The sequence below is a fragment of the Streptomyces axinellae genome, assembly GCF_039532135.1.
GTDB lineage: Bacteria > Actinomycetota > Actinomycetes > Streptomycetales > Streptomycetaceae > Streptomyces > Streptomyces axinellae.
Genome location: NZ_BAAARJ010000002.1, coordinates 254,760 through 280,253, shown reverse-complemented (window position 1 = coordinate 280,253; position 25,494 = coordinate 254,760). Strand labels below are relative to the sequence as shown.

Genomic DNA, 25,494 nt, shown 5'->3' with positions numbered 1-25,494 from the left:
CGGACGTCCTCACTGCGCGCCGAGCGCGGTCTTGAGCGCGGTCAGGTTCTGGTGCATCACGGAGAAGTAGTCCTGCTTCTCGGGGTCCTTCACGCTCTCCAGCGGGCTGAGCACGGCGGTCTTGAGCCGCAGATCGTCGGCCAGGGTGCGGGCCGTCTTGTCGCTGGCGTTGTCCTCGAAGAAGACGGTGCCGACGCCGTCCTTCTTCGCGACCTCGTGCAGCTGCTTCATCCGGGCCGCGCTGGGCTCGGACTCCGGGTCGATGCCGGAGACGGCCTCCTCGTGCAGCCCGTAGCGCTCGGCGAGGTAGCCGAAGGCGGCGTGGGTGGTGACGAACGTATCGGTCTTCTTCGCCTTCAGGCCGTCCCTGAACTCCTTGTCCAGGGCGTGCAGCCGGGCGACGACGGCTTCGGTGTTCTTCTTGTACTCGGCCTTGTGGTCCGGGTCGGCCTTCTGGAGGTGTTTGCCGACACCCTCGGCGATCTGTGCGTAGCGCACCGGGTCGAGCCACACGTGGGGGTCTCCGGCGGCGTCGTCACCGTGATCGTGCCCCTCGTGGCCGCTGTCGCCCCCGTCCTCTCCGTGTCCGCCGTGCCCGCCGTGGTCCTTCTCCCCGTGCACGTCGGTGCCGTGCTTCTCCAGTGTGGTGAAGGACGTGGCCTCCGCGACGTTGCCGATCTCGGACTGCTGGACCGCCTCGTCCACCGCGGGCTGGAGCCCCTTGAGGTAGACGATCATGTCGGCCTCGCTCAGCTGCCCCGTCTGCTTCGGGCTCAGCTCCAGGTCGTGCGGCTCCGTGCCGGGCTTCGTCAGGTTCTGCACCTGTACGTGGTCGCCGCCGATGCGCTGGGCCAGATACGCCATCGGATAGAAGGACGCGGCCACGCTGACCTTGCCGCCACCGGCCCCCGAGTCGTCGCCGCAGGCGGCCAGGGAGAGGGAGCCGACGCCGAGGGCGGCGACGGCGGCGCTGGTACGTATGAGCCGACGAGGGCAGGGACCGATGTTCATGACACTCATTTTCACTGTTGATGGAAACGATTGTCAACTAAAGCTTCGCGTTCTGTGACTATCCCCGTCCCGGCCGGGGGGCCCGGTCACGCAGCGGAACCGATTTGCTGCGCCCCCCTGAGCGCCGCGTGCTGTTGTCTCCCGGGGGCAACCCCCGGACCCCCGGCCGGGGGTCCGGTCACGCAGCGGAACCGATTTGCTGCGCCCCCCTGAGCGCCAAGTAATCTGGGGTATTCCGTCTCGTCGTCAATGAAGAGAGCACCGTGGCCGCCGACAAGATCGACACAATCGTCAGCCTCAGCAAGCGCCGTGGCTTCGTCTACCCGTGCAGTGAGATCTACGGGGGTCAGCGGGCCGCCTGGGATTACGGGCCGCTTGGTGTGGAGCTGAAGGAGAACATCAAGCGCCAGTGGTGGCGCTCCATGGTCACCTCGCGCGACGACGTGGTCGGACTGGATTCGTCGGTGATCCTGGCCCCCGAGGTCTGGGAGGCGTCGGGCCATGTCTCCACCTTCACCGATCCGCTCACCGAGTGCACCTCATGCCACAAGCGCTTCCGTGCGGACCACCTGATCGAGGCGTACGAGGCCAAGCACGGCCGTGAGCCGGAGAACGGCCTCGCGGACCTCAACTGTCCGCACTGCGGCAACAAGGGCGGCTTCACCGAGCCCAAGCAGTTCTCCGGTCTGCTCTCCACCCACCTCGGCCCGACTGCCGACTCGGGTTCGGTCACCTACCTGCGCCCCGAGACGGCCCAGGGCATCTTCACCAACTTCGCGAACGTCCAGCAGACTTCGCGCAAGAAGCCGCCGTTCGGCATCGCGCAGACGGGCAAGTCGTTCCGCAACGAGATCACGCCGGGCAACTTCATCTTCCGCACCCGCGAGTTCGAGCAGATGGAGATGGAGTTCTTCGTCAAGCCGGGCGAGGACGAGGAGTGGCAGCAGTACTGGATGGACCAGCGCTGGGCCTGGTACCGCGATCTGGGTATCCGCGAGGAGAACATCCGCTGGTACGAGCACCCGAAGGAGAAGCTCTCCCACTACTCCAAGCGCACCGCCGACATCGAGTACCGCTTCCAGTTCGGCGGCAGCGAGTTCGGCGAGCTGGAGGGCATCGCCAACCGCACGGACTTCGACCTCAGCGCGCACGCGAAGGCGTCGGGCCAGGACCTGTCGTACTTCGACCAGGAGGCCGGCGAGCGCTGGACCCCGTATGTGATCGAGCCGGCGGCCGGTGTGAACCGGGCGATGCTCGCGTTCATGATCGACGCCTACGTCGAGGACGAGGCGCCGAACGCCAAGGGCAAGCTGGAGAAGCGCACGGTCATGCGCCTGGACCCGCGGCTGTCGCCGGTCAAGGCCGCCGTCCTGCCGCTGTCGCGCAACGAGAACCTGTCGCCCAAGGCGCGTGGCCTCGCCGAGACGCTGCGCAAGCACTGGAACATCGAGTTCGACGACGCGGGCGCCATCGGCCGCCGCTACCGCCGCCAGGACGAGATCGGCACGCCGTTCTGCGTCACCGTCGACTTCGACACCCTCGACGACAACGCCGTCACGGTGCGCGAGCGCGACACGATGAAGCAGGAGCGCGTCTCCCTCGACCAGATCGAGGGCTACCTCGCGAGCCGTCTCCTCGGCTGCTGAGCCTCCTCGCGGCTGCTGAGCCTCCACTGCCCGGCATGTGAACAGCGCGCCAAGGCCCGGCTCCCCCCGGTGAATCCGGGGGGAGCCGGGCCTTGGCGCGGGTCGGGTCGAGGCCCCGGCCGGGGCTCAGTCCGCCGTGCGGCGCAGCAGCAGGCAGAGGAAGCCGAAGCTGTCGCGGTACGCGGTCAGCCATTCGTCGCGGTGCCGGGCAGCCGCCTCCAGCGCGGGTCCGCTGTCCGGGTCCGCGGGGTGGTCCAGCGCCCAGCGGGAGAGGGAGCCGGTCCAGCACCATTCGTAGTCGTCCAGCTCGTGGCGGGTGCTCAGGTGCGCGTACACCGGGGTCCAGCCCTCGGCCGTGACGTGGGCGACGGTGCGCGGCAGGTCCTCGTACTCGCCCAGCAACTCCCGTGCGGCGGCGCTGGGTTCGCTTCGCCAGTAGGCGTCGCCGACCAGCACGGTGCCGCCCGGTGCGAGGTGGCGGTGTGCGGCCCGGAGGGTGGGCAGCAGCCCGCCGAAGGCGTGCGTGGCGCCCACGCTCAGTACGAGGTCGAAGGGGCGGGCGGCGCTGAAGTCGCCGGCCTGGGCGCGGTGCAGCGTCAGCCGGTCCGCGACCCCTGTCTCCTCGGCGAGCCGCTGGGCGCGCTCCAGCGCGGGGGCGGAGATGTCCACGCCCTCGGCGGTCACGTCCGGGTGTGCCCCAAGTGTCCGCAGCAGCCAGGCCGCTTCGCCGCAGCCCAGATCGAGCACCCGCTCGTCACCGCGCCGCACCGCGCGCGCCAGCAGCCGGTGGACGGAGGTGTCGTCGAGCGGGGCGGCGATGGGGTGGTCGGCGTGGGCGAGGAGGGAGATGCGCTGTCTGTCCATGCGCGGCAGCCTCGCAGGGGCGGGGCCGGGTGGCACCCAGATTTTCCGCACCACGGGCTTCCGGATCACGGGGCTTCCGCACCACGAGGCTTCCGGATCACGGGGCTTCCGCACCACGAGGCTTCGGGATCTCGGGGCTTGCGGACCACGGGGCTTCCGGGCCATCAGCGGGCGGGCTGCCCGCTTCAGCGCTTCAGCTGGCGGGCCGCCGCCCGGAGGACGGCGTCGAGGAGGCCGGGGAAGAGCGCGTCGAGGTCGGCGCGGCGCAGGCAGTTGATCTTCGCCGTGCCCCGGTAGCACTGGTTGATCACTCCGGCCTCGCGCAGCACCCGGTAGTGGTGGGTGGCCGTCGAGGGGGAGACGGGCAGCTCGACATCGGAGCAGGCCGCGCCCTGGCCCGCGCCCTCCCCGAAGGCGTCCAGGGAGTGCGCGATGCGCAGCCGTACCGGGTCGGCGAGGGCGTGCAGAACCGTCTCCAGGCGGATCTCGGCCCGGTCGGGGTGGGGAAGCTCGCGTCCAGTGGTCGTCGTCGGCACGCGTTCCATCGTACGGCAGGTACTACGGCATCCATCAAAATTTGACAGGTATCGTAGTACGGCGGTTACCGTACTAGCCGACGTACCAACGGATTGGAGAGCGCCGTGAGCGCACTGTTCGAGCCCCTCACGCTGCGGTCGGTGACCGTGCCCAACCGCGTCTGGATGGCGCCGATGTGCCAGTACTCCGCCGCCGCGGAGGGCCCCGACCAGGGCGCTCCCACCGACTGGCACCTGGCCCACCTGGGCTCCCGCGCCTCCGGCGGCGTCGGCCTCGCGCTGGTGGAGGCGACCGCCGTGAGCGCGGACGGCCGCATCAGCCCCTACGACCTGGGGCTGTGGAACGACCGTCAGCAGGAGGCGTTCGCCCGCCTCACCCGCTTCCTGGCCGGTCAGGGCACAGTCCCCGGTATCCAGATCGCGCACGCGGGCCGCAAGGCATCGACCGAGCGCACCTGGGTGGATCGGGGCGCCCCGCTCGCGCCGGGCCAGGGCTACGGCTGGCAGCCGGTCGGCCCCAGCCCGGTCGCCTTCGACGAGAAGCACACCGCGCCCGACGAGTTGACGGTTGATCAGATCCGGGACCTGGTGAGCCGGTTCGCGGACTCCGCGCGCCGCGCGCACGAGGCCGGCTTCCAGGTGGTCGAGGTGCACGGCGCACACGGCTACCTGATCAACGAGTTCCTCTCGCCCTTCAGCAACCACCGCACCGACGCCTACGGCGGCTCCTTCGAGGGCCGCACCCGCTTCGCGCTGGAGGTCGTCGAGGCGGTACGGAACGTGTGGCCCGAGGAACTGCCGCTCTTCTTCCGTATCTCGGCCACCGAATGGCTCACCGAGAACCCCGAGGACAGCCGGGAGGGCTGGACCGCCGAGGACACCGTGCGCTTCGCCAAGGAACTGCACGCGCGCGGCGTCGATCTGCTCGACACCTCCACCGGCGGCAACGCCCCCGGCGCGACGATCCCCGTGGAGCCCGGCTACCAGGTGCCGTTCGCCGAGCGCGTCAAGAAGGAGACCGGCATGCCGGTCGGCGCCGTCGGCCTGATCACCGAGCCCGAGCAGGCCGAGGCGATCGTCGGTTCGGGCCGGGCCGACGCGGTCCTCCTCGGCCGCGAGCTGCTGCGCAGGCCGTACTGGGCGAACGAGGCCGCCGCCGCGCTGCGCGCCACCACCGCCGCCCGCTGGCCGCAGCAGTACCACCGGGCGGTCTGAGCGGTCCGAACGGGCTCAGCGGCCCGAGTGCCGTGGGGGCCGGTCCGGCCGAGGGCCGACCGGCCCCCACGCACATGAGACGCACGTCACACGCGGGAGCCGCGCGCTCCTGTCACATTTCCGCCCGGTCGTGGTGTCAGAAGTGGTGTAACCGCCAACACGGCAACGCCACGGCAGAGGAGTCACCATGGACGCGCGTCTGAATATGCTGAACAGCCCGATGGCGGGCCCGTTCCTGAAGCACTTCATCGCGGCGAGCAAAGTCGTCTCGGACTCGGCACTGCCCACCGAGACGCAGGAGTTGGTGAAGATCCGCGCCAGCCAGATCAACGGCTGCGCCGCCTGCACCGACATGCACACCAAGGAGGCCGCGCACGCCGGGGAGACCCCGATCCGCCTCCACCTGGTCGCGGTGTGGCGCGAGGCCACGGTCTTCACCGAGGCCGAGCGCGCCGCGTTGGAACTGACCGAACAGGGGACCCGCCTCGCGGACGCGGCGGGCGGCGTCACGGACGAGGCGTGGGCGAACGCCGCCAAGCACTACGACGAGGAACAGCTTGCCGCGCTGGTCGCCCTCATCGCCGTCATCAACGCCTTCAACCGACTGAACGTCATCGTCCGGCAGCCGGGCGGGGACTACCGCCCCGGCCAGTTCGCCTAGCGGCGGGCCCCGGGGGTCGTGGGTCGCCCGGCCCACGGCGGCCCGGCCCACGGCGGCCCGGCCCACGATCGTCCGGCTCACGGTCGGCCCGCGTCACGGGGGCGGGCCGACCCTGAGCCGCGTACCGCGTATCCCTACCGGCCCGCTGTGAGCCCTTCGGTGAACGCCCGCCACGCGGTGGCCCCGAAGTACGCGGCCCCGCGGGCGGGTTCCTCTTCCTCGGGGAGGTCGGCGATCAGTTCCTGGATGAAGGTGCGGGTCTGTTCCGTGGTGAGCGCGGCGGAGCGCAGGGCGTCGAAGGCGTGCGCACAGGGGCTCGTCAGGTGTTCGTCCTCCAGCACGACGCTCTCCTGATGCGTGTCCTGGACAACGGCGGAGGGCGCCCATTCCCCGTCGAACGAGAGCATGACGAATGGCGGGGAACCGGTCGCGCAAGCCCACTCGTCGAGCGGCAGCACTTGCAGGGTGATCAAGGGCTGCTGGTGGAACCACAGCAGGTCGAGCAGCTGGGCGCGACGGGTCTTCGGCGGCAGCCCGCGCGAGGTCAAGGCGGGCTCCCGGATGACGGCTGCGAGCCGGGCGCCGGATTCGAGGAACCGCTTGCGCCGCTCCTGCCGGATCGCGGCCGAGCGTTCAATCTCCTCCTCGGTGTTCGGGATCGCGTTCGCGGCAGCGAGGGCCCTGGTGTACTCGGCGGTCTGGAGCAGACCGGGCACGAGTGTCGTCTGCCAGGTCCGGATGAAGGTGGCGTCCGATTCCAGCGCCAGATAGTCGCCCAGCTTGGCCGGTACGGGCACCGGCTGGTTGACCCACCAACCGCGCTTTGTCGCATTGCGTGCGAGTCGTTCGAGCCGGCGGCGTGCCGGCGGGTCATCGATGCCGTAGAGGTCCAGCAGGTAGCGGACTTCTGCCACTCGGGCGCTGTTCGCCCCCGTCTCGATGCGGCTTGTCTTCGCCGTCGAGCAGCCCAGCGCGTCGGCCGCGTGCTCCTGGTCGAGCCGCGCGGCCAGCCGGTATCGCCGGAGGGCGGCACCGAGCCGCCGTCCGCGCACTGAGTGATCATCAATCGGCCTGCCCCCGCCCCCGGGAGGACACATGTCCGGGCGTACGAACACGACCAGGTTCCGCATCAGCAAGGAATCCGTGCCCCAGGCGCGGGCACACGTCGAAGAGCTGCTCAGAGTGTGGAAGCTCGGGCGTCTCGCCGAGGTGGCGGCGCTCGTCACGAGTGAGCTGGCGACCGACGCGGTGCTGCACACGCCGGGGATCGGCGACCACTTCGAGCTCACGGCGCGCCGCTTGACGGCACCTTCGTGCTGGAGGTCTCCGACTCCTGCCAGCCGGAGATGCCCGACTCCGCGAGCCGGGCCCGGACGACACCTCCGGGCGGGGCCTGCTGCTGGTGGACGCCCTCGCCGACGACTGGGGCGTACGGCAGCGCGCGGGCGCGGGCAAAACGGTCTGGGCGCACCTGGGTACGTAGCGGCTGCGTAGCTCGGGCGGGCCCGTGTCGGGCGGACGTGTCCGGAAGTGCGCCTTACCGAAGGGGCGTTGCCCGGTCACAATGGGCGCGCCAACCACTGGCCCGCTCCCCGCAGGAGGCGCTATGCGCGCCGCTCGTGCCGTACGTGCCGTCCTGACCCTCCTGCTGGTGGCGGTCGCCGCCCCGGCGACCGGGGCATCCGCGTCAGCGGCCCGGCCCGCGGAGAGGGCCGCGCCCCCGTCGGCCTCCGCCGGAACGGCGATCCGCGGGGGCGACCTGCTCTACAGCAGCGCCGGTACGCGCTGCGCCGTCGGCTTCAACGCGACGAACGGCAGTTCCTTCTACGGGCTCGTACCGGGCCGCTGCGGCAGCGCGGGTACGCAGTGGTTCGCGGACGCGCAGCTGCGGACCCCCGTGGGGCAGACCTCGGGTACGCACTTCCCGGGTCAGAGCTACTCGGTCATCCGCTATACCAATCCGAGCCTGACCTACCCCAGTGAGGTCGCCACGGGCAGCGGCGCGGCCCGCGTCGAGCGGGCCGTCGCGCCGCGGGTCGGGATGCGGGTCTGCCGGGCGGGCCCGGTCAGCGGCTGGCAGTGCGGCAGCATCCAGCAGGTGAACGTGTCCATCAGCTATCCCGAGGGCGTCGTCAACGGCCTCTTCCAGGCGAACATGTGCGCGGAGCCCGGCGATACAGGGGCGCCCGCGGTGTTCGGCGACGCCGCCGTCGGCATCCTCGTCGCCGCCTCGGGCGACTGCTCGACGGGCGGCGCGACCTACTACCAGCCTGTCGTGGGCCCGCTGTCCGAACTGGGGCTCAGGGTCGGTTACTAGTGCCCCTCCCGGCAAGCTTTGCCCTGTCGCGTCGTCCGGTACGCACTCCCCCGAGCTCTACGAGCAGGGGGCGCCCCCAGCGGCGTTGGCCGAAAGCCCTGGTAGCTCCTTCCCCAAGCTCTCAACTCCTCCCCCGGCCTTCGGCCGGGAGGGACCCCCAGAGCGGGGGAGACCCAATCCAGGACTTCCGGCCGCCTTGTGATCGCACGCTGCCCCACGCTCGGCTCCGCTCGCGCGGGCGGTGCCCCCACGACGACGCTCCTCGACGGGCAAACATCGCCGGTCACGGCACCAGCGCCGCCGCACCGGCCCGGCGTTCAGCCTGCCAGCCGCCGCAGCCACTCGCGCAGCAGAGCCGTCTCCGCGTCTCCCAGGGGTACCCCGGTGCCCGCGGCCGGTCGGCCGGCGGTGAGCGCGGATTGCAGTGCGGCGTCGAGGGCGAGTGCGCGCGAGGCCAGGTCGGACCCGGGTGAGGCGGGCGGGTCCGTGGTGACGGAGGCGATGACGGTGTCCCGCAGCCGTGCCGAAACGGCCATGTCCCGCTCCGGGGACTCTTCGCCGATCAGCGCCAGCGTGACTCCCGTTGTCGCCGCGTGGATGACGCGGGTCGCCTGCTCCACCGGAACCCGGAGGCGCCCGGCCTCGGCTGCCCGGTGCAGCAGTCTCACCAGCAGGGCGTGTGCCTCGTCCGCGGCCGGGGGGCGCCGCCCGGGCCGCGCGGTGCCGTACATGAGGATGTAGAACGCGGGGTGCTGCACTCCGAAGTCGACGTGCAGGTCCCAGCCGCGGTAGAGGTCGGCCACCGGGTCGTCGGGGGTCAGCGCCAGCGCCTCCCGTTTCTCGGCCAGGTACGTCTCGAATCCGCAGGCGGCCAGCTCGGCCAGGAGTCCGTCCTTGTCGCCGAACATCCGGTAGAGCGTGGGGGCCGTGATGCCTGCGGCTGCGGCGACAGCGCGGGTGGAGACCGCTTCACTGCCGCCCTCCTCCAGAAGCTTTGCGGCCACGTGCAGTACCTGGCGTCGCACGGCGCGTCGTTCCTCGTCCATGGAACAACGATATCCCATTTTGCGTATCACTGGCTTATCAGTGCTACGCTCAAAAGTGGAACGATGATTCATGCTGGTCGTGGCCGGTGCATGCCCGTGAGATCCGGGGTGCGCCACCCCGCCCTCGGCCTCCGGGCCCCGCGGCGGGCGGGCTCATCGTCCGCCGGCACACCACCGATCACGTCACCGAGCACCTGACGCGAATGCGTCACCGAAACGCGTCACCGAAACGCGTCACTGACTTCGTCACTGAAACGCCGCCCTCGCGGCAGGAGCGGCAGGAGAGGAACACCCGTGTCCGATATCTCGATCGTCATCGCGTCGCATTCCGGCTACGGCCACACCGCGCAGATCGCCACGGCCGTGGCCGACGGCGCGGGCTCCGTCGCCGGGACGGACGTCCACCGCGTGGACGTCGGCTCCCTCGGCGACGCCGACTGGGAACTGATGGACGCCGCCGACGCCATCATCTTCGGCACCCCCACCTACATGGGCTCCGCGTCCGGGGCCTTCCACGCCTTCGCCGAGGCCAGCAGCAAGCGGTGGATGACCCAAGCCTGGAGCGACAAGCTCGCGGCGGGATTCACCAACTCCGGCTCCATGAGCGGCGACAAGATGCACACCCTCCAGTACCTGGCGCTGCTGGCGGCCCAGCACGGGATGCTCTGGGTGAGCCTGGGCCTCCTGCCGGGCTGGAACACCACCACCTCCAGCCCCCAGGACGACAACCGCCTCGGCTTCTACCTCGGCGCCGGCGCGCAGAGCTTCAACGACACCCCCGACGTCCATGACGCGGACCTGAACACCGCCCGCCACCTCGGCCGGCGCGTCGCCGAGCACACCCGCGTCCACCGCGCCGGACTGACCGCCGCGGCGCACTGACACAGCGGGCGGCCGGACACCGCCCTCCGGTTTCTTGGAGAGGAGAGCGTCATGCAGCACCGGACACTGGGCAGCCAGGGCCTTGAGGTCTCGGCGATCGGCTACGGCGCGATGGGCCTGACGATGGCCTACGGACCCACCGACGAGGAGGCCGGCGTCGCCGCCCTCCGCCGCGCACACGACCTGGGCGTCACCTTCTTCGACACCGCCGAGATGTATGGCCGGGGTACCGGATCCAACGAGATCCTGGTCGGCAAGGCGGTCAGGGACTTCCGTGACGAGGTGGTCCTGGCCACCAAGTTCGGCGTCGATATGTCCGTTTCCCCGGAACGGATCGGCAGTGCTTTCGACAGCCGGCCCGACACCATCCGCAAGGTCGCCGACAACAGCCTGCGCTACCTCGGTGTGGATCACGTCGACGTCTTCTACCAGCACCGTGTCGATCCCGAGGTGCCTGTCGAGGAGGTCGCGGGCACCGTCAGGGAGCTGATCGAGGCGGGCAAGGTGAAGTACTTCGGCCTCAGCGAGGCCGGACCCGAGACGATCCGCAGGGCGCACGCGGTGCAGCCGGTCTCCGTTCTGCAGACCGAGTACTCCCTGTTCGAGCGGGACGTCGAGCAGCTCTTCCCCACCCTGGACGAACTCGGCATCGGCTTCGTCGCCTACTCCCCCCTCGGCCGCGGGTTCATCACCGGCACCGCCGAACCGGCCGACCAGTACGAAGCCACCGACATACGCAGCGTCGATCCGCGCTGGCAGCCGGGCAACTTCGAGAAGAACGTCGAAGCCGTCCGCCGGCTCGCCGAGCTGGCGGCGGCCAAGAAGGCCACCGTCTCGCAGCTGGCGCTGGCCTGGCTCCTGACCCGGGGCGCGCACGTCGTGCCCATCCCCGGTACCCGCAGCTCACAGCGCATCCAGGAAAACGCCGCCGCCGCCGACCTCACCCTCACCGACACCGATCTCAAGGCCATCGGCGAGATCCTGCCGCAGGGCGGCTTCGGCGCCCGCTACGCCGAGGGGCACGTGCCCACCTGGATCTGATGATCCCCGGGGGCGGCTCCCACTCGGGCCGCCCCCGGGGAGGTCGGCGCGCGGCGGTACCGCCGTCCTCCCCGTGCGGGAGCAGACGGCCCTCGTGCCGGGGCCCTGAAGGGCGGCCACAGGATGGGGGACAATGGGGTGTCCGCCCGCGTCACGGTCCGCCCCGCCCCGGCCCACCGCCTCGGCCCGGCTCCGGCCGCCCGCCCGGTCCGTAGCCGTCTCCCTGCCCGTATCCGCACCCGCTGTCCGCAGCCGAATCCGCTTCCGCATCCGTACGACCCGCGAGGATCTCCGTTCCATGACCCAGCCGCTGCACATCGGAACGCACGCCGTCCAGCCGCCCGTGGTGCTGGCACCGATGGCCGGGATCACCAATGCGCCGTTCCGGACGCTGTGCCGGGAGTTCTCCGGCGGCCGGGGGCTCTTCGTCAGCGAGATGATCACCACCCGCGCGCTGGTGGAGCGCAACGAGAAGACGATGCAGCTCGTGCACTTCGACGAGACGGAGAAGCCCCGCTCCATCCAGCTGTACGGCGTCGATCCGGTCACTGTCGGCAAGGCGGTCCGGATGATCGCCGACGAGGACATGGCCGACCACATCGACCTCAACTTCGGCTGCCCCGTCCCCAAGGTGACCCGTAAGGGCGGCGGCTCCGCGCTGCCCTACAAGCGCCCCCTGCTGCGCGGCATCCTGCACGAGGCCGTGAGCAACGCGGGCGATCTGCCGGTGACGATGAAGATGCGCAAGGGCATCGACGATGACCACCTCACCTACCTCGACGCGGGGCGCATTGCCGTCGAGGAGGGCGTCACCGCCATCGCCCTGCACGGCCGCACCGCGGCCCAGCACTACGGGGGCACCGCCGACTGGGAGGCCATCGCGCGCCTCAAGGAGGCCGTGCCCGAAATTCCGGTGCTCGGCAACGGTGACATCTGGTCGGCGCCGGACGCCGTCCGGATGATGCGCGAAACCGGCTGCGACGGCGTCGTGGTCGGCCGCGGCTGCCTCGGGCGGCCCTGGCTGTTCGGCGACCTGGTGGCCGCGCTCTCCGGCCAGGAGCAGAGCGCGGACGCGTACGCGCGCCCCTCGCTGCGCGAGGTCGCCGACATCATGGTGCGCCACGCCCGCCTGCTGGGGGAGTGGCTGGGCGACGAGCCGCGGGGCGTGATCGACTTCCGCAAGCATGTCGCCTGGTACACCAAGGGTTTCTCGGTCGGCTCCGAGATGCGCAAGCGGCTGGCCGTCGCCGCCTCCCTGGAGGAACTGCGCGCCCTGCTCGACGACCTCGACCTCGACCAGCCCTGGCCCGCTGCCGCCGCCGACGGGCCGCGGGGCCGCACCGGTTCGCGCAACCGCGTGGTGCTGCCCGACGGCTGGCTCGACGACCCGTTCGAGTGCGACGGTGGTGTGGGCGCGGACGCCGAACTGGACACCTCCGGCGGTTGACGGCACCCGGGCGGCCCCGTCGGTCCCGGCGGCCTCCGGACCGCCCGCTCCGGAGCCGGCCCGTCAGCGCGTCACCTCTTCGAACGGTCGCCCCCTCAGCCGGTTAGTCTTCAATCCGTCACCCCCTCAGCCGGTTACCCCTTCAGCTGGTGACCTCTTCAACCCGGCACCCCCTTCAGCCGGGCCAGCAACTCCGCCTCGCGCTCCGGTGTGAGCCCCAGCCGCGGGCGGTCGGGCCGCTGCGGTGCCTCGCCGCCGAGCGAGCACAGCCACTCCCAGGTCGCGGCAGCGGTGTCGGCGAAGGGGCGGCAGCGCAGCCCGGCTTCGAGTGCCTTCGTGACGTCGCTGAGGTGGAGGGTGTCGTACAGATCGCCGCCCGGTGGCGCCCACACCGGCAGCTGCGTCCAGGGCTCGACCCCGGCCCCGGTGAGGAAGTCCGGGTCCGCCCAGCGCAGTTCGGCCCCGGATCCGGTGACGCGGACCAGCGTCTCCAGCAGCTCTTCCACGGTGGTGTGGCCGGGCGGGCTGACCAGCCCGTACGGCCCGCCGCGCCCGGCCTCCAGCGCGTCGAGGGTCCAGGCGGCCAGATCGCGGACATCGATGTACTGCAACCCCAGATCGCGCGGTCCGGGCGCCAGCATCTCGCCTCCCCGCGCGGCCCGGCCCAGCCACCAGGGCAGCCGGCCGACGTTCTCCCACGGGCCGAGGATGAGCCCCGCGCGGACCAGCAGGGCGCGGTCGCCGAAGGCGTCCAGCGCGGCGAGTTCGCCGCCGCGCTTGGCGCGTTCGTAGCCCACCTCCGGGCCGTCGTCCGGGGAGGCGTCCACCACGGGCCGGTCCTCGCCCCGGCCGGGCGCGGCGGGGTAGGCGTAGACCGAGCCGCTGGAGATGTAGGCGTAGCGCGCCGTCCGGCCGACCAGCAGCCGCGCGCTGTCGCGGACCACGGAGGGCGCACCGCTCCAGGTGTCCACCACGGCGTCCCAGGGGGCCGGGCCGGGGCCGGCGAGGGCGCGCAGCCCGTTCTCGGCCGTGCGGTCGCCGTGCAGTACGCCGACGCCCGGCGGTGGGGCGTGGCGGCCACGGTGGAAGACCGTCACCTGCCAGCCGCGCTCCAGTCCGGCCGCCACGACGGCGCGCCCCACGAACTCTGTTCCGCCCAGCACCAGAAGTCTCATGCCGTGACTCTGCCTCCTGCGCGCCGCGGGCGGAACGGGCGCACGCTCACAGCGGAACCGGCGCCGTGTCTCCGGTGCGCCTCCCGCCCGTCCGGATCCGACCAAGGCGTCCGCATGTTGAGACGGACACCCGTTTGGCCGCGTGATTCGCGCCACCCTGATAAAGGGTCCGCTCAATTGAGCGCTCAATTGTGAGCTGTAGATCTCCAAGGAGCGGCCCGGCGTTTTACCGAGCCTTGGTTAGGGGCCCGTAGTCAACTCTCGCTCCGTGTGCGGAAAGTGAACAATGTCCGTACGCAGCGTCAGCCTCGGTTCAGCTTCTGAATGGTGCACGCAATCAGCCTCGAAGGGTCGGCACTTTCGATCTCTCGGCACATGGGTGGTTACAGCCGTTCGACGTGCCGCTGGACGTACTCCTGAGCCTTCGATCTGGGTACGCTCCCCGCCGTCAGGGCAACCGACCAGGAGGAGCCGAGTCCGGTGCCGGTTCACATGGAAAACGCTGAGCGAAAGTTCGTCTACGACTTCAGCGAGGGCAACAAGGACCTCAAGGACCTCCTCGGCGGGAAGGGGGCCAACCTCGCCGAGATGACCAACCTCGGGCTCCCCGTCCCTCCCGGATTCACCATCACCACCGAAGCGTGCAAGGTCTACCTCGCCTCCGGAGAGGCCCCCGCCGACCTGCGCGACGAGGTCAGTGCGCACCTCGAAGCGCTGGAGACCCGGATGGGCAAAACCCTCGGGCAGTCCGACGACCCGCTGCTGGTGTCCGTGCGCTCCGGCGCGAAGTTCTCCATGCCGGGCATGATGGACACCGTCTTGAACATCGGGCTCTCCGACGAATCCGTGCAGGGCCTCGCCAAACAGGCCGGCGACGAGCGTTTCGCCTGGGACTCCTACCGCCGCCTCATCCAGATGTTCGGCGACACCGTCCTGGGCATCGACGGCGAACTGTTCGCCGATGCGCTGGAGGAGGCCAAGCGGGCAAAGGGCGCCGCCACCGACGTCGATCTGTGCGCCGAGGATCTGCGGGTGCTCGTCGAGCAGTTCAAGGACATCGTGCGCGGCGAGACCGGGCGGGACTTCCCCCAGGACCCGCGCGAGCAGATGGACCTCGCCGTGCGCGCGGTCTTCGACTCGTGGAACGGCGAGCGCGCCAAGCTCTACCGGCGCCAGGAGCGCATCCCGCACGACCTGGGCACCGCCGTCAACATCTGCTCCATGGTCTTCGGCAACCTCGGCCCCGACTCGGGCACCGGCGTCGCCTTCACCCGCGACCCCGCCAGCGGCCAGCAGGGCGTCTACGGCGACTACTTGCAAAACGCCCAGGGCGAGGACGTGGTCGCCGGCATCCGCAACACCGTGCCGCTCGCCGACCTCGAAGCGCTCGACAAGACCTCCTACGACCAGCTCATGCAGATCATGGAGACCCTGGAGACCCACTACCGGGACCTGTGCGACATCGAGTTCACCATCGAGCGCGGCAAGCTGTGGATGCTCCAGACCCGCGTCGGCAAGCGCACGGCCGCCGCCGCCTTCCGCATCGCCACCCAACTCGTGGACCAGGGCCTCATCGACGAGGCCGAAGCCCTCCAGCGGGTGACCGGCGCCCAGCTCGCCCAGCTCATGTTCCCCCGCTTCGACGGGAACGACGCGGCGACCGGCATCCAGCGCATCGGATGGGGCATCGCCGCCTCGCCCGGCGCCGCCGTCGGCAAGGCCGTCTTCGACTCCTACACCGCCATCAAATGGTCCCGCTCCGGCGAGAAGGTCATCCTCATCCGGCGCGAGACCAACCCCGACGACCTGGACGGCATGCTCGCCGCCGAAGGCATCCTCACCTCGCGCGGCGGCAAGACCTCGCACGCCGCCGTCGTCGCCCGCGGCATGGGCAAGACCTGTGTGTGCGGTGCCGAGGAGCTGGAGGTCGACACCAAGCGCCGCTGCCTGAGCGCGCCCGGCGGCGTGGTCGTCGAGGAGGGCGACACCGTCTCCATCGACGGCTCCACCGGAAAGGTCTACCTCGGCGAGGTGCCCGTCGTCCCCTCACCGGTCGTCGAATACTTCGAGGGCCGCACCCACGCCGGCGCCGACGACGCCGATGAACTGGTCAAGGCCGTGCACCGGATGATGGCCTACGCCGACCGGATGCGGCGGCTGCGCGTGCGGGCCAACGCCGACAATGCCGAGGACGCGGCGCGCGCCCGCCGCTTCGGCGCCCAGGGCATCGGACTGTGCCGCACCGAGCACATGTTCCTCGGCGAGCGCCGCGAACTGGTCGAGCGGCTCATCCTCGCCGACGCGGAGGACGAGCGGAAGACCGCTCTTGAGGCGCTTCTCCCGCTCCAGAAGGGCGACTTCGTCGAGCTGTTCGAGGCGATGGACGGGCTGCCGGTGACGGTGCGGCTGCTGGACCCGCCGCTGCACGAGTTCCTGCCCGACATCACCGAACTGTCCGTACGCGTCGCGCTCGCCGAATCGCGCAAGGACGCCAACGAGAACGACCTGCGCCTCCTCCAGGCCGTCCACCGGCTGCACGAACAGAACCCCATGCTGGGCCTGCGCGGGGTACGCCTCGGCCTGGTCATCCCCGGCCTCTTCACCATGCAGGTACGCGCCATCGCCGAGGCGGCGGCCGACCGGCTGGCCGCCAAGGGCGACCCCCGCGCGGAGATCATGATTCCGCTCGTGGGCACCGTCCAGGAGCTGGAACTGGTCCGCGAGGAGGCCGAAGAGGTCATCGCCGCCGTCGAACGGGAACACGGCACCGAGCTGAAACTGAGCCTCGGCACGATGATCGAACTGCCCCGCGCCGCGCTGACCGCCGGACAGATCGCCGAGTGCGCCGACTTCTTCTCCTTCGGCACCAACGACCTGACCCAGACCGTGTGGGGCTTCTCCCGCGACGACGTGGAGGCCAGCTTCTTCACCGCCTACCTGGAGAAGGGCATCTTCGGCGTATCGCCCTTCGAGACCATCGACAAGGACGGCGTCGGCGCCCTGGTCCGCGACGCGGCGGCAGCCGGCCGGGCCACCCGGCCCGACCTCAAGCTCGGCGTGTGCGGCGAACACGGCGGCGACCCCGAATCCGTCCACTTCTTCCACGAGGCCGGCCTCGACTACGTCTCCTGCTCGCCCTTCCGCATCCCGGTCGCCCGCCTGGAGGCAGGCCGCGCCGCCGCCTCCCAGGAGACCACCGGCTGACCGAAGACCCTGCGGCCGGCGCCCCCGGCCGCAGGGCACACCCCTTCCGGGCCCCGACCGCCCCCACCCTCACCGGCGGCCGGTGCCCGGGACCGAGAGGAGGCGGCACCCGTGCGGGGGTGCCGCCTCCTCCACTGCGGGGACGCGTCGGTGTACGGGGCCGCCCTTCGCCGCCCGGCGGCGGCCCCCGGGCGGCAACCGGCGGCGGGCCGGGCTCACACCTGGTGGTAGCGGCGTTCCGGGCGGCCGGTGGTGCCGTAGCGGAGGGTTACGGTCGCTGTGCCGGTGGCGACGAAGTGTTCCAGGTAGCGGCGGGCGCTCACGCGGGAGAGGCCGCTGCGCTCCGCGCACTCGGAGGCCGAGAGGCCCGCCTGCGGCGGGACGGCTTCGAGGGTGCGGCGTACCAGGGCGCAGGTCTGTTCCGTGAGGCCCTTGGGGAGGGTCTGGGGGCGGGTGGCCAGGTCCGCCTCCGGCCGGGCGGGGGCCTGCCGGGCCGCGCCCGGTTCCTCGGGGCCGGGGGAGAAGACGCGGTCCAGCTCGTCCTGGCCGGGGGCGGTCAGCTGGTCGAACTCGCGCCGCTCGGCCGCGTACCGCTCCAGCCGCCGGCTCAGCAGCCGGCCCTCGAACGGCTTGACGACGTACTGGACGGCGCCGCCGTGCCGCGCGGCGCGCACGCTGGCCGTGTCCCGCGCCGCCGTGATCACCAGGACGTCGGGGCCGCCGCCCGGCGCCCCGTCGCCCCGAAGCTCCCGCAGTACCTCCAGGCCGCTGAGGTCCGGCAGGTACAGGTCGAGCAGGACCAGGTCCGGCGTCAGCTCCCGCACCCGCGCCAGCGCCTCGGCGCCGCTGTGCGCGACCCCGGCGACCTCGAAGCCGGGTACCCGGGAGACCAGCGTGCTGTGGAGTCGGGCCACCATGAAGTCGTCGTCCACGACCAGTACGCGGATCATGCGGACGCTCCGTAGCGGACGCCGGTCAGCTGTTCGGAGGCCGCCCACAGCCGTTCGGCCGCCGCGTCGCTGCGGGTCCACGGCGCCCGCCACGCGGGGGCGGGGCCGCCGCGCCAGGCCAGGATCCGGGGACCGGTGAAGGAGTCCGGGGCGACCTCGGGCGCCGTCGCGGCGTACAGCGTCGGCAAGGCGCCCCCCTCGGCGGACTGGGCCACCATCCGGTTGCCCGCGCGCACCACCCGCTCGGCGGCCTTTCTGCCCTCCATCCGGACACCCTCCGTCTGGAGATTGGTGGACGCGTATCCGGGGTGCGCCGCCGCCGCGACCAGCGGGGTGTCGGCCATCCGGTGCGCCAGTTCGCGGGTGAAGAGCAAGTTGGCCGTCTTGGAGCGGGCGTAGGCGATCCAGCGCCGGTAGGCGCCCTCGCTGTTCAGGTCGGCGATGTCGATGTTGGCCAGGACGTGGAGCCCGCTGGAGACCGTCACCACGCGGGGGGCCGGGGCCGCGAGCAGCCGCTCCAGCAGCAGGCCCGTGAGCGCGAAGTGCCCCAGGTGGTTGACGCCGAACTGGGACTCGAAGCCGTCCGCCGTCCTGCGGAAGGGCAGCGCCATCACGCCCGCGTTGTTGACCAGCAGATCCAGCCGTCCCTCCGGCAGCTCCTTGACGAAGCCGCTCACCGAGGCCAGGTCGCCCAGGTCCAGCCGGCGCAGTTCGGTGCGCTCCTCGGCCTCCGGCAGCTCGCGCACCAGCCGCTCCCGCGCCCGGGCACCGCGCTCCTCGCTGCGGCACGCCAGCACGACGCGCGCCCCGCGCCGGGCCAGCTCCCGGGCCGTCACGTACCCGATCCCGCTGTTGGCGCCGGTCACGACCGCGGTGCGTCCGCTCTGGTCGGGGATGTTCCGCGCTGTCCAGGCCATCGCTCCGCCCTGCTCCTCGCCTCGGTGCCGCTGTACGGCCATCCTGCTGTGCAGGCTAGCCACCCGCCCGGTGGCGGTCGAGGCCGGCCGCTCGGGCGGGGGGCCGAGCCGGAGGTGGCGGCTCTAGGCTGCCCCCATGACCGCGACCCATGAAGCCGCCGCCGAGACCTCCACGCCCCGGGTACTGCTCCTGCACGGCCCCAACCTCAACCTGCTGGGCGAGCGGGACGCCGCCACGTACGGCAGCACCACACTCCGGGACGTCGAGGAGCGCACCACGGCGCTCGGCAGGGAACTGGGCGCCGAGGTGCGCTGTGCGCAGAGCAACAGCGAGGGCACCCTCATCGACCTGATCCACGGCACCCGGGCCGGTGACAGCGGCATCGTCTTCAACCCCGGCGCTTACGCGCACTACAGCTACGCGCTGCGCGACGCGATCGAGGCCGTGGCGGGGCTGGGGATCCCGTGTGTCGAGGTGCACATCTCCAATGTGCACGCCCGCGAGCCCTTCCGGCACACCTCGGTCACCGCGCCCGTGTGCCAGGGCATGGTCTCCGGGCACGGCGTCTTCGGCTACGAGCTGGCGCTCCGCTCCGTGCTGCACCGTGTCGCGGAGTGGTCGCTCCGGTGAATGGGCGGCACGAGCGGCGCGGCCGGCCGGCCGCGCCGCCGCGGGGGGCGTTCACTCCGTGTCGGTGCCCGTCACGGCCGTCAGCAGGAACACCGAGTCCTCCAGCGCGAGCACCCCGTGCCGAAGCTGCGGGATGCGCTGGATCTGGCCGGTGCCGATGTCCTGGTCCGCCGTCCCCTCGGTGAGCCGCACCCGCCCTTGGAGGACGTGGATGCTGGCCGCGGGGGGAGTGTTGTGCTCTTCCAGGGACGAACCGGACCTCAGCGCGATCACCGATTGCCGCAGGGGCCCGTCGTGCAGGAAGAGGTACGCGCTGATGCCGTGCGGGTTCTTCTTCGCCAGCGTCAGGTGCTCGGCCGCCAGTGCGCTCACATCATCCATGCCTCCATCCTCTCCCGCACCACACATGACGCAAGTGGGCGACCGGGTGTATGGGGCGACCGTGTGCGGCCCCGGTCGCGAACCGCGTACCGGCCCAGCCGCGCAGCCCGCGCCCTCCGAGGTCAGCTGTCTTCGGAGAACGGGCCCGGCGAACGACCGGATACGGGGGACGGAACTCCGCTGTCGGCCGTAGAAGTGCTCCCGGAAATGAGGCAGCCCATTCTCATGGTTCATGGGAGAACCGTCGTCTCCTCTGCTTACGCTCAACACCGGTTCCCTTCGTACAGATTCGTTGTACGAGTTCAGCACCGGTCAGCCTTGGGCCGGTTGGGGGAGAGACACCGTCATGCCGCCGAAGAAGCGCCCCAAGGACGACATCCTGGATACCAAAGGAGCGTTGTCCGTCGCTGTGGAGAACATGCCGGAGGTGGACAAGTACCCGTTGTGGGCCGAGGAGTTCATCGACCGCGAACAAGAGGCCATCGTCATCTCTTCGTACGAGACCAGGTGATCCCCGGCCTCTTGCAGACCGGGGACCACGCTCAGGCCGTCTTCACCTCGCGGGTGCCGCGGTTCCACGAGGAGGAGATCGCACAAAAAGTGGCCGCTCGGATGGAACGGCAGCACATCCTGCACCGTAAGGCTCCGCCGACCAGCAGTTTCGTTCTTTCCGAGGGGCTGGTACGCACTCGGCTCGGAGGGCGTGAGGTCTGGCGCGAGCAGCTGCGGCACCTGCTCCGGCGCACAGACATCCCGGGGCTCACCATCCAGATCATGCCTTTCGATCGGCCGACCCATGGAAGCCTCACCGGCCCGTTCGTTCTGAGGACCACCGGACCCGTGGATCTGGCGTGGTTCAAGTCCAGTTACAGCGGCGAAGAGGGCGGCAATTGCCTCGAAGTCGCTTATGACTGGTACAAGTCGAGCTGAAGCGGCGAAGAGGGCGGGGGATGCGTGGAGGTCGCCACCTGCCCGAACGCTCAGGTTCACATTCGGGACTCCAAAGACCCCAGCGGTCCGACCCTCGCGCTCTCCCCCGCCACCTGGGCGCGGTTCACCGCGTACGCCGCGCACCGTCCGTAGGGTTCCTGCGCGGAAGGCGACGGCACCCGGCGGCACCTCTCTCCTTTTCCGTCACCCCCTTGGGGGGTGACGGATTCGCACCACCCTCCCGTGCCCCCGGACCACGAACGTGATCACGCGCGCGCTCACCCGCCGAACTGCGCCAGCACGCCCATGAGTTCGCGTACGCGGGGGTGGACCGGGCCCAGGGTGCGGCGATAGCCCTCGATCGCGTCGCGCAACAGCGGCAGTGCCTCCGCGGTGCGGCCCTGGTTGGCCTTCATCGCCGCCAGGTCCGTCTGCACGCCGAGGGTCGCGACATGCCGGGGCCCGTGGACCCGCCGGTAGCCGTCCAGGACCTGGGCGATCTGTGCCTCGGCCTCGGCGGTGCGGCCGAGGGAGTTGAGCACGACGGCGTGGTTGTGCCGGGAGCGCCAGGTGTCGGGGTGGTCGGGGCCCTGCCGGCGTGAGCGTTCCGCGACCAGTTCCCGGTACATCGTCAGTGCCTCGGCATGTCTGCCCTGGTGGATGAGTACGGCGGCGAGATTGTGCCGCACGTTCAAGGACAGTTCACCGGCCGCGTCGGCCGCGTCGGCCAGGATCTGCTGGTACATGCGCTCGGCCTCGGCGAGCCGCTCGGGGGTGCCGCGTAACGCTCCCGCCAGGACGTTCCTGCTCTTCAGGGTGTCCGGGTGGGTGGCGCCGAAGGCGCGGACGCGGCGGGCTGCGGTGTCGCGCATCAGCCCCTCCGCCTCCTCATGGCGGCCGAGGTCGAGCAGGGTCCGTGCCAGGTTCGAGGCGATCTGGAGCGTCTGGGCGTCGTCCGGGCCGCGCAGCCGCTCCCAGCCGGAGAGCGCCTCGCGCAGCCGGGGTTCGGCGGGTGCGGGGTTGCCGCTGTCCTGGAGGAGCCGGGTGAGGTCGTTCAACGCCAGCAGCCGGTTTTCCTGGTCGTCGGCGCGGGCGGCGACCAGCCAGTCCAGCAGCTCGATCGCGTCGTCGAGCCGGTCGGGAAGCTCGCCCAGGGTCACCGCGTACACGTGCAGCGCGTGCAGCGTCTCCGGATGGTGCAGGCCGAGAGTCTTGCGCTTGGACTCGAAGTCGAGCCCCTGGTAGCTCTCGGGGTTCAGCCTCAGCTTCACATTGACGCGCGTCGCCTCACCCGGCCGCTCGGTCACCTCGACTTCCGCGCTGCCGAAGTCGGCCTCGTAGTGCTCGGTCGTGTCGTGCTCGGTCGTGTTCGACGTCCGCGTCTTCGCCGTCGTGTTCTTCTTCTTACGGAACACCTTGCCGCCGCCCCTCGCAGCCGTACCCCGCCCGCCGTGGAACCGGTCGCCGTGGAACCGGCCGTCCTTCATTGTCGGGTACGGCTCACTGCCCGGAACAGAGATGCGCGGCCCACAAAGTCGGGGTTCTGGCGAAGCGCTCGCGGCAGTGGCGCACGGCGTGGTGCAGCGCGGTCGCGACATCCTCCCCGGCGGCGAGGCGCTCGTGCAGTTCGACGGCGACCAGCCGCGCGACCCGGTCGTTGACCCGCCACAGGGTGCCGACGACCTGCGGGTACCCGGCGAGCTGGAAGGCCGATACCAGATGCAGGCTCTCGTCCGGGATCTGCTGGGTACCCAGTGAGGTCTCGCACGCGGACAGTACGGCGAGCCGGGCGCCGGTCAGGTCGAGGGCGGAGACGTCGAGGATGGACAGGGGGCCGTCGTGCAGCAGCAGATGACCGGCCGAGGGGTCCTCGGGGTCGCTCGCCGCGTGGCACGCGAAGTGCGCCGAGGTGTGTGACTGCAGTGCGTTCCGCACCGAATCGACCGTCGCCGCCGCTCCGTTCAGCCGCGTGGCCGGGGCCAGTTCCGCGATCGTGGCGGCCTCCCGTGCCACGCCGCGCAGCGCCGTCGCGCCGGGTGCGTCCTGGACCGCCACGATCACCAGGCCGTCCGCCGGGCGATCCGCCGGGCCGCTCGCCGGGCTGCCCACCGGTCGGCCGTCGCCGGCCCGCTCCTGGCGGATTCTGGCGTGCCGCAGCGCCCGCAACGTCGGCGTGTAGCACGAGATCACGCGGTCCAGGACCGTCGCCGTGCCCGGAAAGCGGCCGGCCGCGTGGACCGGGAGCAGCGCCAGGCGCCCCACCGGCGACCACCACACCCGCGGCCAGCCACCGGAGCCCGATCCCCCAGCGGGCACAGCGGGCGCGGAGGTGTGGCCGAGGTGTCGCAGTACGGGTTCGGCGATGGCGTCCCACAGCCACCCCAGCACCTGGGTGACGGCGGACTGCGCTGCGGCCTCGCCCTGCCCCGGCCGGGTCGAGGCGTCCAGCGCGGCGCCGAACGCGGCGGACCGCTCGGCCACGGACTCCGGTGTCACCTCCGGCAGTCCGACCGTGGTGACGCCCGAGGGCCGGACGATCAGGGCGTCGCTGCGCAGCCGGCTCACGTTGATCAGCACCACCGGCCCCCGCGCCGCGCACGCGGCCAGGTCGGCGAAGTCCGGCGGGGCGAGGAAGTCCGCGAACCCCGGTATCGCGCGCGCCTCCTCCAGCAGGTGCCGCAGCAGGATGTCCGTGTCGTAGCGCTGGTCGGCCGCCGCGCCCCTCGGCTGCCGCGCGGACGGGGGCAGCCGCTCGAACGCGTCCTTGAGCCGTTCGGCGAGCCCCGGCGCCACGGCGCGCAGCCGGGAGAGGTCGCTGCGGCTTTGCAGCACCTGGCCGCCGAGCACGCCACGGCCGAGTTCGAGCAGCCGTACCGCCGTCTCGGGGTCCCCGGCCCACAGGGCGCCCGCGGCGGCGTCGGCGGCGAGGCCGTCGAGTTCGGCCAGCACGCGCTGCTGGTCGGCGCGGGCCAGCCGGCGCGGCACGAGCAGCGGCAGCAGGCCGACCGCGAACGCGTAGGCGTCGCGGGCCGGGTGCCACTGCCCGGCCCGCGCATGGGTGTCCGCCCACGCGCGGGCGGCTCGGATCCGCACCAGGGGCCGCGCGGCCTCGTTCTGAGCCGCCTCCCGGTAGGCGTGGCCCGCCGAGGCGAGAACCCCGGGGTCCGCGGTGCCGGACGTGTGCTGGGACTCGTACTGGGCGTACAGCGCGTCCCCGTAGTTGATCTGGACCTCGCCGCGCCGGGCCGAGTCGTGCGCCGTCGCCCGGACGGCGCTGCCGAGAGCGGTCACGGCACGGCGGATCGCCGCCGGATCGCCGCCGAGCTGGTGGGCGGCCAGCCAGGTACGGCCCAGATTGCCCAGCGCCACCGCGTGGTTCTGGTCCTCATACGGCGTCGAGTCGACGACTTCGCCGAACGCGGCGGTGGCCGCCGCGAGGTCGGCGCGGCCCGCGCGGTCCGCCAGCCCCCTGTGCAAGAAGCGCGTGTGGTGGATCAGCCCCAGCAGCAGCGGGATGGTGGCCCGATGGCTGCCCTTGCCGCGCGCGGCGGTGCCGATCGCCACGGCGTCGTCCAGCAGGGCGGTCTCACCGGTCTGTTCGACGAGTTCGTGCACGGCGATCAGGTAGTTCTCGCAGCGGTTGCCCCACGAGCGGGTGTCGGTCCCGGTCGCCGCGAGCACTTCGCGCAGCAGGGCCACGCCCTCCCGCAGCGCCCCGATGTCGTTGGTGTGCGCGCCGCGCTCCCGCAGTGCGGCGGCGAGGCCGGTCTTGCGCTCCAGCAGGATGTCCGAGGGATCGGGCGTGCCCGCCACCGCCGTCCGCAGATACCGGATGGCGCGCTCCCGTACGGACTCGTCCCCGGTGCGTTCCGCCGAGAGCTGGAGCACGTTGCCCAACTCGCAGATCCGCAGGGCGTAGTTCGGGTCATCGGGCGGTGTGGCCCGGACGCTGCGCGTCAGGACGGCGGCCGAGTCGCGGAGCGCGGCGAAATCGTCGGTCAGGGTGTACCGCAGGGACAGGGCGCGGCCCCGTACGAACTGCGCGGCCGGCTCGCCCGGCAGCCGGGACATCGACTCGATCGCGTCGTCGAGGAAGGCGGGGTCGGCGTGGTGCTCGGCCAGCAGGATGAGCGTGTCCGCCCGCATCATCGTCACCAGGAACCGGTCCTCCTCCGCCAGCTCCGGCAGCGCCTCGCCGAGCCGGGCCAGCGCCTCGTGCAGCGCGGAGACATCGCCGAACCACTGGAAGTGGTCCAGCAGCAGTGCGCTCAGGTTGGCCATGAGCGGGTGCCGGATGGGGTGGTGCGGCGTGTACCCGAGGGCGGCGCGCAGCTGTGCGATGCCCTCCAGCAGGTCGGCGGGCTCACCCGTGTACCGGTGGCGGTCGCGCAGCCCCATGGCCAGGTCGCTCATCGCGTTCACCGAACCTTCGGCGGCCAGGCCGCGGTTCCGCTCGATGTCGGCATCGAAGGGTGTCCAGGTCACGTCACGAGACTATCCCCGCGCGCGTGAACGCCGGTCAACTACCGGTATCGGGCGGGCATTTGGCGGCTGCCGGGGATGCGAGGGACCCGGGCCCCGGCGGCGACGGGCCCGGGTCGGCGGCGACGGTCCCGCGCCGGACGGTGACGGACCCGCTC

The 25,494-nt window shown here is 71.5% G+C and carries 22 protein-coding genes and 1 pseudogene; 11 read left to right on the top strand and 12 right to left on the bottom strand.

The features are described 5' to 3' along the window. Window positions 1-9 precede the first annotated feature (9 nt). The gene (locus ABD339_RS03635; RefSeq protein ID WP_344562008.1) at window positions 10-1,011 is read right to left on the bottom strand and encodes a metal ABC transporter substrate-binding protein; all 1,002 of its coding nucleotides are present in this window, start codon (window positions 1,009-1,011) and stop codon (window positions 10-12) included. Window positions 1,012-1,274: 263 nt separating this feature from the next. On the opposite strand from ABD339_RS03635, the gene ABD339_RS03630 reads away from it, so the two are divergent. Further along, window positions 1,275-2,657: a glycine--tRNA ligase gene (locus ABD339_RS03630; protein ID WP_344562006.1), complete on the top strand. Its 1,383-nt coding sequence runs from the start codon at window positions 1,275-1,277 to the stop codon at window positions 2,655-2,657. 126 nt (window positions 2,658-2,783) lie between these two features. Here ABD339_RS03630 and ABD339_RS03625 read toward each other — a convergent pair whose 3' ends face one another. Both ABD339_RS03625 and ABD339_RS03620 read right to left on the bottom strand, forming a co-directional pair. After that, window positions 2,784-3,521, bottom strand: a complete 738-nt coding sequence (locus ABD339_RS03625) for an SAM-dependent methyltransferase (protein ID WP_344562004.1) — start codon at window positions 3,519-3,521, stop codon at window positions 2,784-2,786. A 185-nt stretch (window positions 3,522-3,706) separates the two neighbouring features. Further along, entirely contained in the window at window positions 3,707-4,066 is a 360-nt protein-coding gene (locus ABD339_RS03620) for an ArsR/SmtB family transcription factor (RefSeq protein WP_344562002.1), read from the bottom strand. Window positions 4,067-4,162: 96 nt separating this feature from the next. Here ABD339_RS03620 and ABD339_RS03615 point away from each other — a divergent pair, with 96 nt between their 5' ends. Together ABD339_RS03615 and ABD339_RS03610 are read left to right on the top strand one after the other, a co-directional pair. After that, window positions 4,163-5,272, top strand: a complete 1,110-nt coding sequence (locus ABD339_RS03615; protein WP_344562001.1) for an NADH:flavin oxidoreductase/NADH oxidase — start codon at window positions 4,163-4,165, stop codon at window positions 5,270-5,272. Window positions 5,273-5,459: 187 nt separating this feature from the next. Further along, window positions 5,460-5,933 carry a carboxymuconolactone decarboxylase family protein gene (locus tag ABD339_RS03610; RefSeq protein ID WP_344562000.1) on the top strand — a complete coding sequence of 158 codons (474 nt, stop codon included), beginning with the start codon at window positions 5,460-5,462 and terminating at the stop codon, window positions 5,931-5,933. A 134-nt stretch (window positions 5,934-6,067) separates the two neighbouring features. Here the strand turns inward: ABD339_RS03610 and ABD339_RS03605 are convergent, their stop codons facing one another. Next, the gene (locus ABD339_RS03605; RefSeq protein WP_344561999.1) at window positions 6,068-6,985 is read right to left on the bottom strand and encodes a helix-turn-helix domain-containing protein; all 918 of its coding nucleotides are present in this window, start codon (window positions 6,983-6,985) and stop codon (window positions 6,068-6,070) included. A 233-nt stretch (window positions 6,986-7,218) separates the two neighbouring features. Next, window positions 7,219-7,404 (bottom strand): hypothetical protein, encoded by a 186-nt coding sequence (locus tag ABD339_RS03600; RefSeq protein ID WP_344561998.1) that lies wholly within the window; start codon window positions 7,402-7,404, stop codon window positions 7,219-7,221. Between the two features lie 135 nt (window positions 7,405-7,539). On the opposite strand from ABD339_RS03600, the gene ABD339_RS03595 reads away from it, so the two are divergent. Then, complete coding sequence (locus ABD339_RS03595; RefSeq protein ID WP_344561997.1) at window positions 7,540-8,250, top strand: S1 family peptidase; 711 nt, start codon at window positions 7,540-7,542, stop codon at window positions 8,248-8,250. Window positions 8,251-8,567: 317 nt separating this feature from the next. On the opposite strand, the gene ABD339_RS03590 is transcribed toward ABD339_RS03595, so the two are convergent. After that, the gene (locus tag ABD339_RS03590) at window positions 8,568-9,296 is read right to left on the bottom strand and encodes a TetR/AcrR family transcriptional regulator (protein ID WP_344561996.1); all 729 of its coding nucleotides are present in this window, start codon (window positions 9,294-9,296) and stop codon (window positions 8,568-8,570) included. 294 nt (window positions 9,297-9,590) lie between these two features. On the opposite strand from ABD339_RS03590, the gene ABD339_RS03585 reads away from it, so the two are divergent. The 3 genes from ABD339_RS03585 to dusB all read left to right on the top strand — a co-directional run bounded on the left by ABD339_RS03585 (window position 9,591) and on the right by dusB (window position 12,666). Then, window positions 9,591-10,178 carry a flavodoxin family protein gene (locus tag ABD339_RS03585; protein ID WP_344561995.1) on the top strand — a complete coding sequence of 196 codons (588 nt, stop codon included), beginning with the start codon at window positions 9,591-9,593 and terminating at the stop codon, window positions 10,176-10,178. 51 nt (window positions 10,179-10,229) lie between these two features. Beyond that, entirely contained in the window at window positions 10,230-11,219 is a 990-nt protein-coding gene (locus tag ABD339_RS03580) for an aldo/keto reductase (protein ID WP_344561994.1), read from the top strand. 298 nt (window positions 11,220-11,517) lie between these two features. After that, window positions 11,518-12,666: a tRNA dihydrouridine synthase DusB gene (gene dusB / locus ABD339_RS03575; protein WP_344561991.1), complete on the top strand. Its 1,149-nt coding sequence runs from the start codon at window positions 11,518-11,520 to the stop codon at window positions 12,664-12,666. 158 nt (window positions 12,667-12,824) lie between these two features. On the opposite strand, the gene ABD339_RS03570 is transcribed toward dusB, so the two are convergent. After that, window positions 12,825-13,841: an NAD-dependent epimerase/dehydratase family protein gene (locus ABD339_RS03570; RefSeq protein ID WP_344561989.1), complete on the bottom strand. Its 1,017-nt coding sequence runs from the start codon at window positions 13,839-13,841 to the stop codon at window positions 12,825-12,827. A gap of 492 nt (window positions 13,842-14,333) precedes the next feature. Here ABD339_RS03570 and ppdK point away from each other — a divergent pair, with 492 nt between their 5' ends. Continuing rightward, entirely contained in the window at window positions 14,334-17,045 is a 2,712-nt protein-coding gene (ppdK, locus tag ABD339_RS03565; RefSeq protein ID WP_344561987.1) for a pyruvate, phosphate dikinase, read from the top strand. Between the two features lie 215 nt (window positions 17,046-17,260). Here the strand turns inward: ppdK and ABD339_RS03560 are convergent, their stop codons facing one another. Together ABD339_RS03560 and ABD339_RS03555 are read right to left on the bottom strand one after the other, a co-directional pair. After that, window positions 17,261-17,995: a response regulator gene (locus ABD339_RS03560; RefSeq protein WP_344561985.1), complete on the bottom strand. Its 735-nt coding sequence runs from the start codon at window positions 17,993-17,995 to the stop codon at window positions 17,261-17,263. Further along, a complete protein-coding gene (locus ABD339_RS03555) occupies window positions 17,992-18,912 on the bottom strand; it encodes an oxidoreductase (RefSeq protein WP_344562340.1) in 921 nt (306 codons plus the stop codon). The genes ABD339_RS03560 and ABD339_RS03555 overlap by 4 nt, the downstream gene beginning before the upstream one ends. Before the next feature lie 136 nt (window positions 18,913-19,048). Here ABD339_RS03555 and aroQ point away from each other — a divergent pair, with 136 nt between their 5' ends. Continuing rightward, window positions 19,049-19,543 (top strand): type II 3-dehydroquinate dehydratase, encoded by a 495-nt coding sequence (gene aroQ, locus ABD339_RS03550; RefSeq protein WP_344561983.1) that lies wholly within the window; start codon window positions 19,049-19,051, stop codon window positions 19,541-19,543. A 51-nt stretch (window positions 19,544-19,594) separates the two neighbouring features. Here aroQ and ABD339_RS03545 read toward each other — a convergent pair whose 3' ends face one another. After that, on the bottom strand, window positions 19,595-19,924 hold the full coding sequence (locus ABD339_RS03545) for a cupin domain-containing protein (RefSeq protein ID WP_344561981.1): 330 nt from the start codon (window positions 19,922-19,924) through the stop codon (window positions 19,595-19,597). Window positions 19,925-20,270: 346 nt separating this feature from the next. On the opposite strand from ABD339_RS03545, the gene ABD339_RS03540 reads away from it, so the two are divergent. Beyond that, entirely contained in the window at window positions 20,271-20,435 is a 165-nt protein-coding gene (locus tag ABD339_RS03540) for a hypothetical protein (protein ID WP_344561979.1), read from the top strand. Continuing rightward, window positions 20,369-21,007 (top strand): annotated as a pseudogene (locus ABD339_RS33690) (Scr1 family TA system antitoxin-like transcriptional regulator). Before ABD339_RS03540 ends, ABD339_RS33690 begins: the two are co-directional and overlap by 67 nt. 125 nt (window positions 21,008-21,132) lie before the next feature. Here ABD339_RS33690 and ABD339_RS03525 read toward each other — a convergent pair. Together ABD339_RS03525 and ABD339_RS03520 are read right to left on the bottom strand one after the other, a co-directional pair. Beyond that, entirely contained in the window at window positions 21,133-22,341 is a 1,209-nt protein-coding gene (locus ABD339_RS03525) for a tetratricopeptide repeat protein (protein WP_344561977.1), read from the bottom strand. 13 nt (window positions 22,342-22,354) lie between these two features. Beyond that, window positions 22,355-25,339 carry a CHAT domain-containing protein gene (locus ABD339_RS03520; RefSeq protein WP_344561975.1) on the bottom strand — a complete coding sequence of 995 codons (2,985 nt, stop codon included), beginning with the start codon at window positions 25,337-25,339 and terminating at the stop codon, window positions 22,355-22,357. Between the last annotated feature and the right edge of the window lie 155 nt (window positions 25,340-25,494).

What these genes read in the sequence shown, in the direction of transcription:
- ABD339_RS03635 (WP_344562008.1), bottom strand. Translation starts at nt 1,011, where the DNA reads ATGAACATCGGTCCCTGCCCTCGTCGGCTCATACGTACCAGCGCCGCC.
- ABD339_RS03625 (WP_344562004.1), bottom strand. Translation starts at nt 3,521, where the DNA reads ATGGACAGACAGCGCATCTCCCTCCTCGCCCACGCCGACCACCCCATC.
- ABD339_RS03620 (WP_344562002.1), bottom strand. Translation starts at nt 4,066, where the DNA reads ATGGAACGCGTGCCGACGACGACCACTGGACGCGAGCTTCCCCACCCC.
- ABD339_RS03610 (WP_344562000.1), top strand. Translation starts at nt 5,460, where the DNA reads ATGGACGCGCGTCTGAATATGCTGAACAGCCCGATGGCGGGCCCGTTC.
- ABD339_RS03595 (WP_344561997.1), top strand. Translation starts at nt 7,540, where the DNA reads ATGCGCGCCGCTCGTGCCGTACGTGCCGTCCTGACCCTCCTGCTGGTG.
- ABD339_RS03590 (WP_344561996.1), bottom strand. Translation starts at nt 9,296, where the DNA reads ATGGACGAGGAACGACGCGCCGTGCGACGCCAGGTACTGCACGTGGCC.
- ABD339_RS03580 (WP_344561994.1), top strand. Translation starts at nt 10,230, where the DNA reads ATGCAGCACCGGACACTGGGCAGCCAGGGCCTTGAGGTCTCGGCGATC.
- dusB (WP_344561991.1), top strand. Translation starts at nt 11,518, where the DNA reads ATGACCCAGCCGCTGCACATCGGAACGCACGCCGTCCAGCCGCCCGTG.
- ABD339_RS03570 (WP_344561989.1), bottom strand. Translation starts at nt 13,841, where the DNA reads ATGAGACTTCTGGTGCTGGGCGGAACAGAGTTCGTGGGGCGCGCCGTC.
- ppdK (WP_344561987.1), top strand. Translation starts at nt 14,334, where the DNA reads ATGGAAAACGCTGAGCGAAAGTTCGTCTACGACTTCAGCGAGGGCAAC.
- ABD339_RS03560 (WP_344561985.1), bottom strand. Translation starts at nt 17,995, where the DNA reads ATGATCCGCGTACTGGTCGTGGACGACGACTTCATGGTGGCCCGACTC.
- ABD339_RS03555 (WP_344562340.1), bottom strand. Translation starts at nt 18,912, where the DNA reads ATGGCCTGGACAGCGCGGAACATCCCCGACCAGAGCGGACGCACCGCG.
- aroQ (WP_344561983.1), top strand. Translation starts at nt 19,049, where the DNA reads ATGACCGCGACCCATGAAGCCGCCGCCGAGACCTCCACGCCCCGGGTA.
- ABD339_RS03545 (WP_344561981.1), bottom strand. Translation starts at nt 19,924, where the DNA reads ATGGATGATGTGAGCGCACTGGCGGCCGAGCACCTGACGCTGGCGAAG.
- ABD339_RS03540 (WP_344561979.1), top strand. Translation starts at nt 20,271, where the DNA reads ATGCCGCCGAAGAAGCGCCCCAAGGACGACATCCTGGATACCAAAGGA.
- ABD339_RS03525 (WP_344561977.1), bottom strand. Translation starts at nt 22,341, where the DNA reads ATGAAGGACGGCCGGTTCCACGGCGACCGGTTCCACGGCGGGCGGGGT.